Genomic DNA, 15,861 nt, shown 5'->3' on the forward strand with positions numbered 1-15,861 from the left:
CGATGCTCCCGAAAGATGATAAGGGCTTATGCCTATAGATGGGTATAAAGAGAGCCGAAAAGCAAGGGCTTTCCGGCTCTCCATATCACTTCAATTGGTCTGAGCAGTCGGACCCTTACATGCCAGCATGGAAGGTGCGGCTCAGAATATCGAGCTGCTGTTCGCGGGTCAGCTTGACGAAGTTCACCGCATAACCGGACACGCGAACCGTCAGCTGCGGATATTTCTCCGGATGCTCCATGGCATCTTCCAGCGTTTCGCGGGTCAGCATGTTGACATTGACATGGAAGCCACCGGCATCGGTGAAGCCGTCAAGGCAGTTGGCAAGGTTGCGGATCTGCTCATTGTCATTGTGGCCCATCGAGTCTGGCGTTGCCGAAGCGGTCCAGCTGATGCCGTCCTGAGCAAACTCATAAGGCAATTTGGCAACCGAAGCGCCCGCAGCAATGAAGCCTTTCTTGTCGCGGCCATTCATCGGGTTGGCACCCGGCGCGAAGGGCTCGCCACCCTGACGACCACAAGGGGTCGAGCCGGTTTTCTTACCATAAACCACGTTTGACGTGATGGTTAGTACCGACTGGGTCGGGGTTGCATCGCGGTAGAAATATGGCTGGGCAGCCACTTTCTTCATGAAGACTTCGGTCAACCAGCTGGCGATGCTGTCAACCCGGTCATCATTGTTGCCAAAGGCTGGATAGTTGCCTTCGATTTTGTAATCGACCGCAATGCCCTGTTCGTTGCGAATGACGCTGACCTTGGCATATTTGATCGCTGCAAGGCTGTCGGCTGCAATGGACAGGCCAGCAATGCCGCAGGCCATGGTGCGCAGGATGTCGCGGTCATGCAAAGCCATTTCGATCCGCTCATAGGCATATTTGTCATGCATATAATGGATCGCATTCAGCGCCTTGACGTAGGTCTTGGCGAGCCAGTCCATCGACTTGTCGAATTTCGCAACGACCTCGTCATAGTCAAGCACATCAGCGGTGATGGGTTCGAGCCCTTCAGCCACTTTCTGGCCGCTCTTCTCGTCGATGCCGCCATTGATCGCATAGAGCAGACCCTTGGCAAGGTTGGCACGCGCACCGAAGAACTGCATCTGTTTACCGATAGCCATGGCGGAGACACAGCAGGCAATGCCATAGTCGTCGCCCCATTTCGTACGCATCAGGTCGTCATTCTCATATTGAATGGCGCTGGTGTCCTTGGAAACCTTGGCGCAGAAATCCTTAAAGCCGCGTGGCAGCTTGGAGCTCCACAGAACCGTCAGGTTTGGCTCTGGCGCAGGGCCCAGATTGTAGAGCGTGTTGAGGAAGCGCATGGAGTTTTTGGTGACCAAAGTCCGGCCATCCAGACCCATGCCGCCGAGCACTTCGGTCACCCAGGTTGGGTCGCCAGAAAACAGCTCATCATATTCAGGGGTACGCAGGAAGCGAATAATGCGAAGCTTGATGACCATATCGTCGATCATTTCCTGCGCTTCTTCTTCAGTCAGCAGACCGGCAGCAAAGTCACGTTCGATATAGATGTCAATGAAGGTCGCCGTGCGGCCGAACGACATGGCAGCGCCATTCTGTTCTTTCACGGCAGCCAGATAGGCCAGATAGGTGAACTGGATCGCTTCGCGCGCATTGGTGGCCGGCTGGCTCATGTCGATGCCATATTTCAGGCCCATCTCGCGCAACTCGTCCAGCGCGCGATATTGCTCGCTCAGCTCTTCACGGGTGCGAATGGTGTTCATGTCGAACACGGCATCATCCAGCTCGGTTTTCTCGGCCAGCTTCTGCTCTTTGAGGAAGTCGATGCCATAAAGAGCCACACGGCGATAGTCACCAATGATGCGGCCGCGGCCATAAGCATCTGGCAGGCCTGTGACAACGCCCGATTTACGGGCGGCCATAATGTCCGGGCTGTAAGCATCAAACACCGCCTGATTGTGATCCTTGCGATATTTGGTCCAGATCTCATGCACCTGTGGGTCTGGCTTGAAGCCAAAGGCTTCCATGCCACCTTCCACCATGCGCAGGCCGCCATTTGGCATGATGGCGCGCTTCAAAGGTGCATCGGTCTGCAGACCGACAATCAGTTCCAGCTGCTTGTTGATATAGCCAGCGTCATGGGCCGTGATGGAGGAAGGCACAGGCGACACATCGAGAACGCCAACCTTGCGCTCTTCTTTCAGCAGCTCGCCAAGTTCGTCCCAGAGTTTCTTGGTCCGCTCGGTGGCATCTGCCAAAAAGGCATCATCGCCTTCATAGGGGGTATAGTTTTCCTGGATGAAGCCGCGCACATCGACTTTGCTGCGCCACTCACCATCCGAAAAGCCCGCCCAAGGATCGACGACGACTGGCTTGTCACTCATAAAATTCATTTTGGCTTCCTCATGTCACGATTGGAACGCGGTTCCAATGTCTCAAGCATGGCTTCACGGCGCATCAGGCACAGCTTCACCGTTTCGAGCAGCGGGGGACCACTCGATTGCGTTTCTCTTCATGTTGCCTGGGGTTACCGGGCGCGGAATATGGTGTTCAGACTTTCGATGGCTTCGCTCATACTCCAGCATTGCCTTTCGACGTTAGTATATAAGAAGGTTATGGCCGGAAGCAAATTATACCCATTATAGGTCACTTCGAAAAACAATTATATTTCAATTGGTTGACGTGACGAATGCGCGGTTTGCATCAAACGCATAGCTCACAAATTATCTCTGCGTTCAAATCTTCTCAAAAAGATGTGTGAATTTGGAATTTTATTAGTACGCACAATTGCTTACAGATTGACCCAAGGGAAGTTGGTTGATTCTGTCGCAGGAAAACACCTTGCTGCCTTGGGTTTTGCTGGTGCGTTTTCCTCAGCCCTGCGTTGCGTCTGGCGCTTGGTTCTGTACCCGGCCGCGATGCAGCGAATAAAGACCGGCGGCGACAATCAGCGCGGCCCCCAACAGGGTCGACCAGATCGGTAACGTGCCGAAAATGACAAAGCCGATCGGAATCGACCAGACAATCTGCAAATAGGTATAGGGCTGGATCGCGCTGGCCTCGACCAGCGTCAGGGCCTTGATAACGAAGAAATGGGCCAATGTGCTGCTCATGCACACACCGGCCAACAGAGGCCAATTGATCACCTCCCAGTCGGGAATATTGGGCAGACCCAAAATCGTGCTCATCACCACGCCCACGATGCCCGCATAAAGAAAGGACGTCATGGCATCATCATGGCGACTGACTAGGCGGGTAAACAGCTGGTAGACCGCAAAGGCAGATGTCGCCGCAAGGCCGATCAGCCCGCCAACGCCCCATATGTTGCCCGTTGGTTGCATGATGATCAGCAAACCGGTCATGCCGACCAGCAGGGCTGTAATCCGTCGCCAGCCAACCTGTTCCCCAAGGAAGAGCGCGGCCAGCGCCGTCACCATCAGCGGGTGCACCATGATCAGGGTGGTGGTCTCTGCCAGACCGAGGCGCGCAAAGGTCATGATGATCAGCGCCACTTCGGTAAACAGCAACACGCCCCGCAAGACCTGAATGGCCCGGTGATTGGAGCGCAAAGCGCCCTTGATGCCGCCCGGTCGGGAGGCTGCCCAGATCAGGGCGACCGTCAGATGAAACCAGTAGCGGGCCATCATGATGAACCAGACCGAGTGATCCACCACCAGCGTTTTCGAGGCTGCATCACCGCAGGCAAAGATAACGGTGGCAAGGATGGCAAACACTATGCCGGCACGATGCGCTCGGTTGGACGGAACCATGATGAAAAGCCTTTGGATAGAGAAGGGCGTGTGTGCCCGATATGGTCAGTGGCGACCACAAGGATAGGAGTTCCAGTCTTTCACAAACTGGGATCCCAGAAAAGCCTTGCAACAGCTTCACCCCGAGCTGTGAACAGAAAAGCCAGCCCCCTTTCAGGCGCTGGCTTTGATTGTGTCTCGAAATGCAGAGCGATCAGAACTCGATCACAGCGCGGATCGATTTGCCCTCATGCATCAGATCGAAGCCGTGATTGATTTCGTCTAGCGTCAGTTTATGGGTGATCATCGGATCAATCTCGATCTTGCCATCCATGTACCAGTCGACAAATTTCGGCACATCGGTCCGTCCCTTGGCGCCGCCAAAGGCCGTGCCTTTCCAGACGCGACCGGTGACCAGCTGGAACGGACGGGTCGAGATTTCAGCACCCGCCGGTGCCACGCCGATAATCACCGAGACACCCCAGCCACGATGCGAGCATTCGAGTGCGTCGCGCATCACCTTGACATTGCCGGTGGCGTCAAAGGAATAGTCTACGCCGCCGATCTGGTCAGCGCCCCGTTTGGTGAGTTTGACGATTTCCTCGACCACCGAGCCTTCGATCTTGGACGGATTGACGAAGTGGGTCATGCCGAATTTCTTTGCCATCTCGGCTTTGCTGTCATTGAGGTCAACACCGATGATCATGTCAGCCCCGGCCATCCGCAGACCCTGAATGACATTAAGCCCGATACCACCAAGTCCGAAGACTGCGGCGGTAGAGCCGATTTCAACACCTGCCGTGTTGATCACAGCACCAATGCCCGTGGTCACGCCACAGCCGATATAGCAAATCTTGTCAAACGGGGCGTCGTCCCGCACCTTGGCCAACGCGATCTCTGGCATCACGGTGTGATTGGCAAAGGTCGAGCAGCCCATATAATGATAGATAGGGGTGCCATCGAGCATCTTGAAACGGGTCGTGCCATCTGGCATCAGGCCCTGACCCTGTGTATTGCGAATGGCCGTGCACAGATTGGTCTTGCCGCTCAGGCAAGACGGGCATTCCCTGCATTCTGGCGTATAGAGCGGAATCACATGGTCGCCGGGTTTGAGCGTTGTCACCCCTTCGCCGACTTCGAGCACAATGCCCGCACCCTCATGGCCGAGGATCGAGGGAAACAGGCCTTCCGGGTCAGCACCCGACCGGGTGAACTCGTCCGTGTGACAAAGGCCCGTCGCCTTGATTTCCACCAACACTTCGCCCGCCTTGGGGCCGTCCAGCTCCACGTCCATGATGGTCAACGGTTCACCCGCTGCCAACGCCACTGCTGCTTTGGTTCTCATCGAAAAACTCCCCGCTTGCGATTGGATATCAGTTTGATGGATAAGTGAAATCACGTCAATAAACAAACAGACCCGCCCTGACAATCAGGGCGGGTCAAAGTTTGGGGATAGCAGTCATGAGCAGAATTCATAAATGGCTTGGTCCGGGGCGAGCGGTCAGGCGGCATCCTTGAAACGCGCCCGATCATGCGGGGCAGAAAAGTCGATCTCTGGCCCCATTGGCACCACGCGCGTCGGATTGATCATGTCGTGGCTCGCATAATAGTGGTGCTTGATATGGTCCATCCGAACCGTCTCTGCGACCCCCGGCACCTGATACAGATCCCGGACATAGTTGGACAGGTTTGGATAGGAACCAATGGTTCTGAGATTGCATTTGAAGTGCCCGACATAGACTGGATCAAACCGCAACAAGGTGGTGAACAATCGCCAGTCGGCTTCTGTTGGCTTGGGTCCGTTCAAATAGCGCATGCGCGAGAGCCGGTCCTCAAGCCAATCAAGGGTTTCGAACAGGGGAACAACGGCCTCTTCATAAGCGGCCTGTTCGGTGGCAAAGCCTGCCTTATATACCCCGTTATTGACCTTGTGATAGACCGTCTCGTTGATGGTGTCGATCTCGCTACGCAGATCCTGCGGATAATAGTCCCCCGACTTGGCTCCGAGGCCGTCAAAGGCGGAGTTGAACATCCGGATGATCTCGGATGACTCGTTGCTGACGATGGTGCCGGTTTTCTTGTCCCAGAGCACAGGCACGGTTACGCGACCGGTATAGGTCGGGTCCGCAGCAGTATAGACCTGATGCATATAGTCTGCATTGTGGATCGGGTCGGGGATCATTCCATCCTGCGGATCAAAGGTCCAGCCATGTTCCACCATGTAGCTGTTGACCACCGAGACGGAAATCATTTCCTCAAGGCCCTTGAGGGCGCGGAAGATCAGGGTCCGGTGGGCCCATGGACAGGCATAGGAAACATAAAGATGATAGCGCCCGGCCTCTGCCTTGAAACCGCCGGTTCCGGTCGGGCCTGCGGAGCCATCTGCCGTCACCCAGTTGCGAAAAGCGGCATCCTTGCGGACAAACCGCCCACCGCTTGATTTTGTGTCATACCATTGGTCATGCCATTGGCCGTCAATGAGAAGTCCCATTGGAAGTGTCCTTTCTGTGCGCGTCAGGGAGGACGAGGCGAGGAAAGAAAAGGTGCCTCATCACTCCCGCGCTGCGATTGGTGTCTGTTGATCGCTCTAGTGAGCTGGCTTGATGAAGGTGCCATTGCGCAATTCCCGGATCGCCTGATGAATCTCTTCTTTGGTATTCATCACGATCGGACCATGCCAGGCCACCGGCTCCTGCAAAGGCGCGCCAGAGATCAGCAGGAAGCGGACCCCTTTCGGACCAGCCAGCACTTCCACTTCGTCGCCAGTGCCAAAATGCACAAGGGTGCGGTCGCCGGACATGTCGCGGATATTGACTTCTTCGCCGCGAATTTCCTTCTCCAGCAAGATGCCCCGTGGTTTGGAAGAATTGTCGAACAGGCCTGCGCCCTCGAACACATAGGCAAAAGCATTGCGATAGGTGTCGATCTTGAAGCGCTTGCGCACCCCTGCAGGCACGAAAATATCAAGATAGAGCGGATCCGCCGCAATGCCGTCCACGGGACCGCGCTTGCCCCAGAATTCGCCAATAACGATTTTCACGCTGGTGCCATCGTCATCGATCACCTGCGGAATTTCTCTCGATTCCACATCCTGATAGCGTGGTGCGGTCATTTTCAGGCTGGCAGGAAGATTGGCCCAGAGCTGGAAGCCATGCATCTGGCCCTTGGCGTTGCCCTTGGGCATTTCCTGATGCATGATGCCCGAGCCTGCGGTCATCCATTGCACATCACCTGCCCCGAGGGTGCCATGGTTGCCCAGACTGTCCCCATGCTCCACGGTGCCGTTCAGCACATAGGTGATCGTCTCGATCCCCCGATGTGGGTGCCACGGGAAGCCTTGAATATAATCTTCGGGCCGTTCATTGCGGAAATCATCAAACAGCAAATAGGGGTCTGCCATTTCCGGATTGTGAAAGCCGAAAGCGCGATGCAGTTTGACGCCTGCACCTTCCATCGTCGGAACAGCTTGTGACGTGGAAACAACGGGTCTGATAGACATGGTCTCTCTCCATCCTCTGTACAGCAAGAATACGGTCGGTGCGCCGTCTCGGCTTGCCGTTTATGAATGATAGCGCACAGCTGCCCCTTTGTTCGGAATCCGCTGACGCTTGGTTCGTTGTCTCTAAGGTAATTTCTTAATGCATGAATTCAACGCCATAAAATTGATCGTTCTAATGAGTTTTAGATCATGATTTGTGGAATTAGGTGCCGCAATAGGTGACATGCGGGCCAAATGTGTCCGGCGCCGGGCCTTCATAGGCCTCCTGTCCGTCACGCTTGAGAAACGGGTCGGTCACCACCGCCAACAAGGCTTTGAAGTCGCCCAGATCCATCTCTTCTTCTGCTTTCTCCAGAACCGCTTCGACCAGATGGTTACGCGGAATGTAAAGAGGATTGACGCGATCCATTGCCGCTGCCACGGCTTGAGTATCATCGGTCTCCGTCGCCAGCCGCTTTTGCCAGCGTTCGAGCCAATCGGCGAGCCTTTGCTGATCATTGAACAGACCGGTGAGCGGTGCGTCATTGCCGCGTAAGGCATCGGCCAGCGCCCGGAAGCAACTGGTGAAATCGACACGGCCCGCTGCCATTGCATCAAACAGATGCTTGACCAGGGCATCGTCGCCCTCTTCGATGCGCAACAGGCCGATCTTCTGTCCCATGCCGTTCAGCCAGGCCTGTTTGTGATCACGGACAAAATCCGCCAGCACGTCGGTGGCCTGATTGATGGCTTTGTCCTCATTGTCAGGGTCTATCAGGGGCACAAGGGTTTCGGCCAGTCTGGTCAGGTTCCAGCGCCCCATTATCGGTTGGTTGCCATAGGCATAGCGCCCGTGATGATCGATGGAACTGAAAACGGTATTCAGATCGAAGATATCCATGAAGGCACAGGGACCATAATCGATGGTTTCGCCGGAAACGGTCATGTTGTCCGTGTTCATCACCCCATGGATGAAGCCGACTTGCATCCAGCGGGCAATCAGCTCCGCCTGTCGTTTGCTGACCGCCGCCAGAAAGGCGAGATACTTGTCATCCCGGCCCGCAAGGTTGGGAAAATGACGGGCAATGGCATAGTCGGCCAGCTGCCGCACCTTGTCCCATTCGCTTCGGGCTGCGAAAAACTGGAAGGTGCCGACCCGCAAATGGCTTGACGCCACCCGGGCAAGAACCGCTCCCGGCTTCAGTCTTTTGCGCAGGATGCGTTCGCCTGTGGTCACCGCTGCAAGGGCGCGGGTGGTGGGAACGCCAAGGGCATGCATCGCCTCGCCCATCAGATATTCGCGCAAAACCGGTCCCAATGCTGCCTTGCCGTCGCCCCCGCGCGAAAAAGGGGTCGGCCCGGAGCCTTTGAGATGAATGTCAAACCGTTTGCCCCCCGGCGTGACGACTTCGCCCATCAGCAGCGCACGACCATCCCCCAATTGCGGAGAAAAACCACCAAACTGATGCCCCGCATAGGCCTGTGCCAGTGGCGCGGCACCGTCGGGCATGTCGGAGCCCGAGAAATAGGCCGCCAACCGCTCATCCTCGGCATCCAGAGACAGACCCAGCTGGGTGGCCAGACTGCTGTTGAAAATCTCAAGCTGCGGATGGACAAATTCCTCCCCTTGCCAAGGCGCATAAAAGCCTTCGAGCTCACGCGCATAGCTGTTGTCAAACGGAAAGGACAGGGAAGAGGGGGTCATTTCATCCATCGGGAACGGCTTTTTCTCGGCTGCTAAGGGTTACTTCTTATATGGGCAGGATAGAGCCTTATGTCACCCGCGCCAATCAAAATGACCAACGGACGGTGGCTGTTTGGCAGGGAAAGGCAAAAGCGGATTGCCAAGGCAAGGGGACAATGCTAGCCATTTGACTTCTTTTCTTCGGATCCGCTTGCTGATCCTGACTTCCAGAAATGAGGCCGACATGAAATTGACCGCAGCGCATTGGGGTACATATGAGATCAAGGGCGACCAGTTGCATCCTGTCAAGGATGACCCGGAACCCTCTCGTATCGGCAAGGGCTGGGTCAGTGCAGCGCGTGACACAAACAGCCGCATCCTGCGTCCGGCCATTCGCAAGGGTTGGCTGGAGGGTGACAAGGGCACCAAACGCTGTGATGACGTCTATGTTGAAGTCTCATGGGAGCAGGCCGCCAAGTTGGTCGCGGGCGAAGTCCGCCGCGTGGTCACTGATCACGGCAATGAGGCCATTTTCGGTGGCTCCTATGGCTGGGCCAGTGCAGGGCGCTTTCATCATTCCCAAAGCCAGCTGCGCCGGTTCCTCAATCTCGCAGGTGGCTCAATCACCTCGACCGAAACCTATTCCCACGCTGCAGCCGAAGTGCTGTTTCCCTACATCACCGGGCTGACACAGGCCCAGTTTCAGGAACAGACCACCAGCTGGCTGAACCTGATCGAGCATTGCACCCTGCTGGTCGGTTTTGGAGGCATTTCCGGCCGCACCGGTCAGGTCAGCTCCTCTGGCCTGTCGCGTCACGAAACCGAAAGCTGGATGGCCGCGCTCAAGGGTCGAAAGATCAACATCTCGCCGCAGCAAAGCGATATGACAAGTGGCGAATGGCTGTCGATCCGCCCGGGCACCGATGTCGCCCTGATGCTGGCTCTGTGCCATACCCTGCTGATCAACGAGTGGCATGACGAGGGGTTCCTTGAGCGCTGCACCAGTGGCTGGCCGACCTTCCGCGCCTACCTGTTGGGGGAAGGTGACGGTCAGGCCAAAAGTGCGGATTGGGCCGCTCCGATTTGTGACATTCCCACAGAACAGATCATCGCGCTCGCCAAGGACATGGCTACCAACCGCACCATGATCAATGTCTCCTTCTCGCTGCAGCGCTCGGACCATGGGGAACAGGCCCTTTGGGCAGGATGGGCGCTGGCGGCAATGATCGGCCAGATCGGCCAGCCGGGCGGTGGCTTCGGTTTTGGCTATTCCGGTGTCGGCACCATCGGCCGTCCAACCAAAATCACCCGCTGGCCGTCCCTGTCGCAAGGCAAGAATGCGGTCAAGCGGACGATTCCTGTTGCCCGCATCACCGACATGCTGCTCAATCCGGGCGGCGAATATTTCTACAAGGGCCATCCATACCAATATCCCGACATCAAGCTGATCTTCTGGTCCGGCGGCAACCCGTTCCATCATCATCAGGATCTGCATCGCCTTCAGAAGGGCTGGCAGAAACCTGACACCGTTGTCGTTTGTGATCACAGCTGGACGGCCACCGCCCGGCGCGCCGATATTGTGCTGCCGGCTACGAGCCCACTGGAGCGCACCGACATCATGATGCAAAAGACGGATCCGTCCGTCATTTATATGTCGCCGATGTTTGAACCGCTGGGGGACGCCAAGGATGACTTCGACATCATGCGGTTGCTGTCTGCCGAAATGGGCTATGAACAAGCCTTCTCTGAGGGCCAAGACGCCGAAGGCTGGCTTCGCATTCTATGGGAAAAGGTCCAGAAGCGCTTTGATAAAAACGACTTCGAAGTGCCGGATTTTGAAAGCTTCAAGGCTATGGGCCGCTTCGAGTTGCCCGACCATGGCGATGAGGATCGGGTGGCCTTGGCCGACTTTGTCAAAGACCCGGACGCCCATCAACTTGGCACGGAAAGTGGCAAGCTGACCCTGTTCAATGAAACCATTGCCGGGTATCGCCTGTCAGATTGTCCGGGCCATCCGAGCTGGATCCAGCCGATCGAAAATCTGACCAACGCGCCAGACGGTGCCTTGCATCTGATTTCTGCCCAGCCATGGACACGGCTTCACAGCCAGAATGATCGCGGCGCAGAGTCGGTTGGCAGCAAACGCGAGGGGCGTGAAATCTGCTTCCTGCATCCCGAAACGGCGAAGGAACGCGGCATAAAGGACGGTGGTTTCGTCCGCATTTTCAATGAGCGAGGCGCGACGCTCGCTGCCATTTCTGTGACAGATGGCATGCGCCGGGATTGCATTTCCCTGCCCACTGGAGCATGGCTCGACATTGCTCAGGTCGATGGTGAAGCCTTGGAAGTGCATGGCAACCCCAATGTGCTGACCATCGACAAGGGCACGTCCGGTTTGGCACAGGGCAACATTGCCCATACCACGCTGGTCTTTGTCGAAAGCTGGGACAAGCCGTTGCCGCCGCTCAGCATCGACAAGCCACCGCGTTTTGTTGATGCCTGAAACTGCCCGCTACCCGTCGGGCAGCCTTTGCTTGTTTCGAAAAAAGCCAAGATATATAGTCCCTCCAACACTCTCCAACATCTTGGCTGAAACAATCTAAATGCGCTGGCTGCCCCAAATCTCCGCCCTGTTTGCCGTCTTTGCCATCGCCACCGGCATTTTCTGGGGGTCTTTTGGCTATTTCCAGTCCGAAGAACAGAGCAAGGCCGAAGGACGTCTGTCGCTTTATCGCTCGTCGCTGATTGCCGAGTTGCAGCGCTTCTCCCATCTGACACACATTCTCGCCCGCGACCCTTATGTGGTGGAGATCAGCGCAGGCGGCGATACCGGTTTTCTTAACAATCGTTTCAAGGATTTTGTTGCTGCGACGGGGCTGGATTCCATCTATCTGATGAATGCCGACGGGGTGACCATCGCCGCGTCCAATGCGGGCACACCGACGAGCTTCGTCGGACAGGTCTATTCCTTCCGGCCCTACTTTCTCTCTGCCATGAAGGGCGAACAGGGCCACTTTTATGGCATTGGCGCAACCACCGGCCAACCTGGATATTTCCTTGCCGATGCGGTCAAGGACGAAGATGGAACCATCCTTGGCGTTCTGGCCATTAAGATTGTCCTCTCCAAGGTGCAGGAGCGGTGGCGCGATGCGGGCGAGAAAATCTTGCTGACCAACCGTTCCGGCGTGGTTTTGTTGGCCTCTGAACCAGATTGGCGGTTTCGTGTGCTCGACCCGTTGACCGACAAGCAAAAGGAACGCATTCGCCTGTCACGGCAATTCCCCGGTCAAGACCTTGAGCCACTGAATTGGCAACAACACCTGCATCCTGAGCCGAGCCGGGCCACCATTGATGGCATGTCCAGCCTTTATTTGTTCAGCAGCGATCTGCCCCATGACTGGAGCCTGCACTATTTCGCATCCGATGATCGGGCCGTCGCCCGGTCCATGCTTGTCACCGGGTTCGGAATCATGATCGCGGCGGCAATTCTGATCCTGTTCCAGTTGCAACGGACCCGACGTATTGGCGCAGCGCTGAAACGGTCCGAAGAGGAAGAAGCCCTGCTGCGTCAGGCCAATGAACGACTGGCTGTCGAGATCAGCGAACGGCGCACAGCAGAGCAGGCCTTGCAAAAGACGCAGGACGAGCTGGAGCGGGCCAGCCGTCTGGCGGCGTTGGGGCGGCTCGCCGCGCTCGTGACCCACGAGTTGGGGCAACCCATCGCAGCCATGCGCAATTATGTTGCCGCCGCAGAAATCAGTGGAACCTCCAATCTGTCTTCCACCCTGTCGACACGGATTGGCGGTTTGGTCGACCGGATGGAGGATATCACGCGGCAATTGAAGTTCTTTGCCCGGACGGATGAAGAGAATTTCGAGGATGTCGATTTGCGTGACGCAATGCAGATTTCCCTTGGTCTGGTGGAACCCAACCTCAAGGAAAGCGGCGTTCTGGTGCACTTCTCACCACCGGTTGAGCCGATCCTTGTGCGCGGCAGTCGGTTTCGCCTTGAGCAGACCATGACCAACCTTCTGCGCAACGCGATTGATGCGTGCGAGGAGGTTGATGATCCAACAATGACAATTGCAATGGGCCGAACGCGGCACACGGTCTGGTTCGAAATCATCGACAATGGCCACGGGCTTGGCGGCACAAGCCTTAAGGAATTGCAGGAGCCTTTCGTTACAACGCGCGAAAGTGGACGCGGTATGGGTTTGGGGCTGGCCATTTCCGCAGGCATCGTCAATGATCATGATGGCCAGATGTCCGCTTGGGATCGACCTGAGGGTGGGGCGGTGTTCCGGGTGGAACTGCATGCGCTCGAGACCGCTTGGCCGATCAAGGACGACCGGGCGGTTGGAGCCTTGCAAGAACACCCGTCAGACGAAGTGGGAGAAGACAGGGACGCATGAAGGAAGACCAGCAAATCAGTGTCTTGATCGTCGATGACGACAAGGCCATGCGCCAATCGCTGACCGACCTGATGGAAGCTGCTGGTTGGCGCGTCGAAGCGGTGGCCCGCGCCAATCTGGTGCCGGACCGGCTGGCCGAGTTCCAGCCCGACGCCATCCTGTCCGATGTTCGCATGCCCGGCATGTCAGGTCTTGATCTTCTGGCCAGTCTCGACAAGAGCATGTCGCCGCCCTTGGTGCTGATTTCCGCCCATGGTGACATTCCGATGGCCGTGCAGGCCATTCAGGACGGCGCCTACAGCTTCGTTGAAAAGCCCTGTGAGCCGCGCCGCCTGTTGACCATCCTGCGCAATGCCGCCAATCAATATCGCATCACCCTCAACAATGCCCGCTTGAAAGCCCGACTGAGGCGCCTGTCCGGTCTCGACCGGATGCTGCTGGGGCAAAGCGAGGAAATCGAGGCGCTGCGCCGCGATATTGTCGACCTTGCGGATGTCCCTGCCGCTGTGTTGATCAAGGGAGAAACCGGCACCGGCAAGGAACTGGTCGCCCGCGCGCTGCATGATCTGGGCCCCAATGCCGACGGACCTTTTCTGGCGATCAATTGCGCTGTGCTTTCGCCCGATACCTTTGAGAGCGAAATGTTCGGCACATCCGGTGGCAAGGATGGACGCCTGCTGGCCGCCTCTGGCGGGACATTGTTTCTCGATGAGGTCTGCTCCTGCCCGGTGCCGGTGCAAGCGCAGTTGCTGCGGGTAATCGAGAATAAGCGCATTATGCCGGTCGGAGCCTCCACGCCAATCCCGGTCAGTTTCCGCGTGGTGTCTGCCAGCAAGGAGGATATGTCCAAGGCCGTCTCCGATGGCCTCTTGCGGCAGGACTTCCTGTTTCGCATCAACACCTTTGTGATGACCGTGCCGCCGTTGCGCCAGCGGCGTGACGACATTGCCCTTCTGATGACCCACTTTATGGGGGAATATGCCCGTGTCTATGGTGCCGATTGGCCACAGAAGGGATCTGAGCAAAGGCCAGACAAGGATGTAGAGCAGGGGGCAGAAATGGGCTTCGCGCTGGGATCGGAGGATCTTGCTGCATTGATGAGCCACGACTGGCCGGGCAATGTGCGCGAATTGCGTTCTGTGGCCGAGCGGCGCGTGCTGGGGGCGCGTCGAGGTCGAACATCGATGATGCAGATCATCGAAAGCGACCAGTTGATCGCAGGCGTCCCAAGCACCCTGCGCGAGGCCGTCGCCGCCTTTGAGCGCGAGTTGATCGGCAAAGCCATTCGCGAGCATGAGGGCCGGATGGATGCCGCTGCCGAATCTTTGGGCATTGGCCGACGCACCTTGAACGAGAAGATCGTGAAACTTGGCCTCAACAAGGACGCTTTGCTCTGAATTTGGGCATATTCTTCTGCCCTGCGGGTTTCCGCAGGGCTTGTCCCACAGATCGCGCGAAAAGACTCATAGCCAAATCCAAACCAATCCGGGATGCTAGCTCCACATAAAAAGTGAGACAGCATGCAAATCGGGAGGATTACCATGCGCAAATTCCTAGGCCAGGCGGCTCTGGTCGCCCTTTCTGTCACCTTTGTTTCCGAAGCCTATGCCACGGAGTGGAACGTATCCCTCTGGGGTAAACGCCGTGCTTTCACCGAGCATGTCGAGAAATTGGCTGAGCTGGTCAGTGCCAAAACCAATGGCGAGTTTACCCTCAATATCAGCTATGGCGGTCTGTCCAAGAACCGTGAGAATCTCGATGGTATTTCCATCGGTGCGTTTGAAATGGCTCAGTTCTGCGCTGGCTATCACCGCGACAAAAACCCATCCATCACCGTTCTTGAGTTGCCTTTCCTTGGCGTTTCCACGCTCAAGCAGGAAACCGAGCTGTCGATGGCACTCTACAAGCATCCTGCTGTTGTCAAGGATCTGGCCCGCTGGAACGCAACGCTTCTGATGCCATCGCCACTGCCGCAATATAATATTGTCGGTGTGGGCGACGCACCTTCCAAGCTTTCCGACTTTGAAGGTCTGTCCGTGCGTGCCACCGGTGGCATTGGCAAGGCGATGGAAACCGTTGGCGCTGTCCCGACCTCCATGTCCGCAACCGAAGTCCGTCAGGCCATGGATAGCGGTGTGATCAAGGCTGCCAGCTTTGCACCGCATGCCCACATGTCCTTTGGCACCATCGAGAAAGCCAACTGGTGGACCACCAACCTCAATCCAGGCACCGTGAACTGCCCGGTCGTGGTCAACACCGACGCGCTGAATGATCTGTCCGATGCGCATCGTGACGCCCTGCTTGGTTCTGTTGAAGAGTCTCTGGCCTATTACATCGACTTCTACAACAACAAGACCATGAAGGCCTGGGGCCCTGCACTTGAAGAGCGTGGCATTAAACAGGTGACCTTCTCCGATGACCAGATTGCCGCCTTCAAGAAAGCTGCGGCTGCCCCGGCAGCAGAGGCTTGGGTCACGGAAAATACCGCTCGCGGGCTGCCGGCTCAGGAGCTGTATGACATGATCACCGGCATGATTGCCGAGACAAAATAACCCTCCAG

10 protein-coding genes are annotated in these 15,861 nt (G+C 56.7%); 4 read left to right on the forward strand and 6 right to left on the reverse strand.

Annotated features, from left to right (window positions below; translation table 11 throughout):
* Nucleotides 1-115 precede the first annotated feature (115 nt).
* The 6 genes from pflB to DSD30_RS12835 all read right to left on the reverse strand — a co-directional run bounded on the left by pflB (nt 116) and on the right by DSD30_RS12835 (nt 8,919).
* Nucleotides 116-2,371 carry a formate C-acetyltransferase gene (gene pflB, locus DSD30_RS12810; RefSeq protein ID WP_114010064.1) on the reverse strand — a complete coding sequence of 752 codons (2,256 nt, stop codon included), beginning with the start codon at nt 2,369-2,371 and terminating at the stop codon, nt 116-118.
* Between the two features lie 480 nt (nt 2,372-2,851).
* Nucleotides 2,852-3,748 carry a DMT family transporter gene (locus DSD30_RS12815; RefSeq protein WP_114010065.1) on the reverse strand — a complete coding sequence of 299 codons (897 nt, stop codon included), beginning with the start codon at nt 3,746-3,748 and terminating at the stop codon, nt 2,852-2,854.
* A gap of 193 nt (nt 3,749-3,941) precedes the next feature.
* A complete protein-coding gene (locus DSD30_RS12820; RefSeq protein ID WP_114010066.1) occupies nt 3,942-5,072 on the reverse strand; it encodes an S-(hydroxymethyl)glutathione dehydrogenase/class III alcohol dehydrogenase in 1,131 nt (376 codons plus the stop codon).
* Nucleotides 5,073-5,228: 156 nt separating this feature from the next.
* Nucleotides 5,229-6,218 carry a glutathione S-transferase family protein gene (locus DSD30_RS12825; RefSeq protein WP_114010067.1) on the reverse strand — a complete coding sequence of 330 codons (990 nt, stop codon included), beginning with the start codon at nt 6,216-6,218 and terminating at the stop codon, nt 5,229-5,231.
* 96 nt (nt 6,219-6,314) lie between these two features.
* Nucleotides 6,315-7,226, reverse strand: a complete 912-nt coding sequence (locus DSD30_RS12830; protein ID WP_114010068.1) for a pirin family protein — start codon at nt 7,224-7,226, stop codon at nt 6,315-6,317.
* A 202-nt stretch (nt 7,227-7,428) separates the two neighbouring features.
* Nucleotides 7,429-8,919, reverse strand: coding sequence for a protein adenylyltransferase SelO (locus DSD30_RS12835; RefSeq protein WP_198662945.1), 1,491 nt, complete (start codon nt 8,917-8,919; stop codon nt 7,429-7,431).
* 214 nt (nt 8,920-9,133) lie between these two features.
* On the opposite strand from DSD30_RS12835, the gene DSD30_RS12840 reads away from it, so the two are divergent.
* From DSD30_RS12840 to dctP, 4 genes are all read left to right on the forward strand, one after another.
* Entirely contained in the window at nt 9,134-11,392 is a 2,259-nt protein-coding gene (locus DSD30_RS12840; RefSeq protein WP_114010069.1) for a molybdopterin-dependent oxidoreductase, read from the forward strand.
* Between the two features lie 100 nt (nt 11,393-11,492).
* The gene (locus DSD30_RS12845) at nt 11,493-13,301 is read left to right on the forward strand and encodes a sensor histidine kinase (protein WP_114010070.1); all 1,809 of its coding nucleotides are present in this window, start codon (nt 11,493-11,495) and stop codon (nt 13,299-13,301) included.
* Complete coding sequence (locus DSD30_RS12850) at nt 13,298-14,698, forward strand: sigma-54-dependent transcriptional regulator (RefSeq protein ID WP_114010071.1); 1,401 nt, start codon at nt 13,298-13,300, stop codon at nt 14,696-14,698. The genes DSD30_RS12845 and DSD30_RS12850 overlap by 4 nt, the downstream gene beginning before the upstream one ends.
* Nucleotides 14,699-14,842: 144 nt before the next feature.
* Nucleotides 14,843-15,853 carry a TRAP transporter substrate-binding protein DctP gene (dctP, locus tag DSD30_RS12855; protein WP_114010072.1) on the forward strand — a complete coding sequence of 337 codons (1,011 nt, stop codon included), beginning with the start codon at nt 14,843-14,845 and terminating at the stop codon, nt 15,851-15,853.
* The last annotated feature ends 8 nt before the right edge of the window (nt 15,854-15,861 follow it).

Source organism: Cohaesibacter intestini, assembly GCF_003324485.1.
Classification (GTDB): domain Bacteria; phylum Pseudomonadota; class Alphaproteobacteria; order Rhizobiales; family Cohaesibacteraceae; genus Cohaesibacter; species Cohaesibacter intestini.

Coding starts and splice junctions, on each gene's coding strand:
- dctP (WP_114010072.1), top strand. CDS start 14,843: ATGCGCAAATTCCTAGGCCAGGCGGCTCTGGTCGCCCTTTCTGTCACC.
- DSD30_RS12815 (WP_114010065.1), bottom strand. CDS start 3,748: ATGGTTCCGTCCAACCGAGCGCATCGTGCCGGCATAGTGTTTGCCATC.
- DSD30_RS12840 (WP_114010069.1), top strand. CDS start 9,134: ATGAAATTGACCGCAGCGCATTGGGGTACATATGAGATCAAGGGCGAC.
- DSD30_RS12850 (WP_114010071.1), top strand. CDS start 13,298: ATGAAGGAAGACCAGCAAATCAGTGTCTTGATCGTCGATGACGACAAG.
- DSD30_RS12835 (WP_198662945.1), bottom strand. CDS start 8,919: ATGGATGAAATGACCCCCTCTTCCCTGTCCTTTCCGTTTGACAACAGC.
- DSD30_RS12820 (WP_114010066.1), bottom strand. CDS start 5,072: ATGAGAACCAAAGCAGCAGTGGCGTTGGCAGCGGGTGAACCGTTGACC.
- pflB (WP_114010064.1), bottom strand. CDS start 2,371: ATGAATTTTATGAGTGACAAGCCAGTCGTCGTCGATCCTTGGGCGGGC.
- DSD30_RS12825 (WP_114010067.1), bottom strand. CDS start 6,218: ATGGGACTTCTCATTGACGGCCAATGGCATGACCAATGGTATGACACA.
- DSD30_RS12845 (WP_114010070.1), top strand. CDS start 11,493: ATGCGCTGGCTGCCCCAAATCTCCGCCCTGTTTGCCGTCTTTGCCATC.
- DSD30_RS12830 (WP_114010068.1), bottom strand. CDS start 7,226: ATGTCTATCAGACCCGTTGTTTCCACGTCACAAGCTGTTCCGACGATG.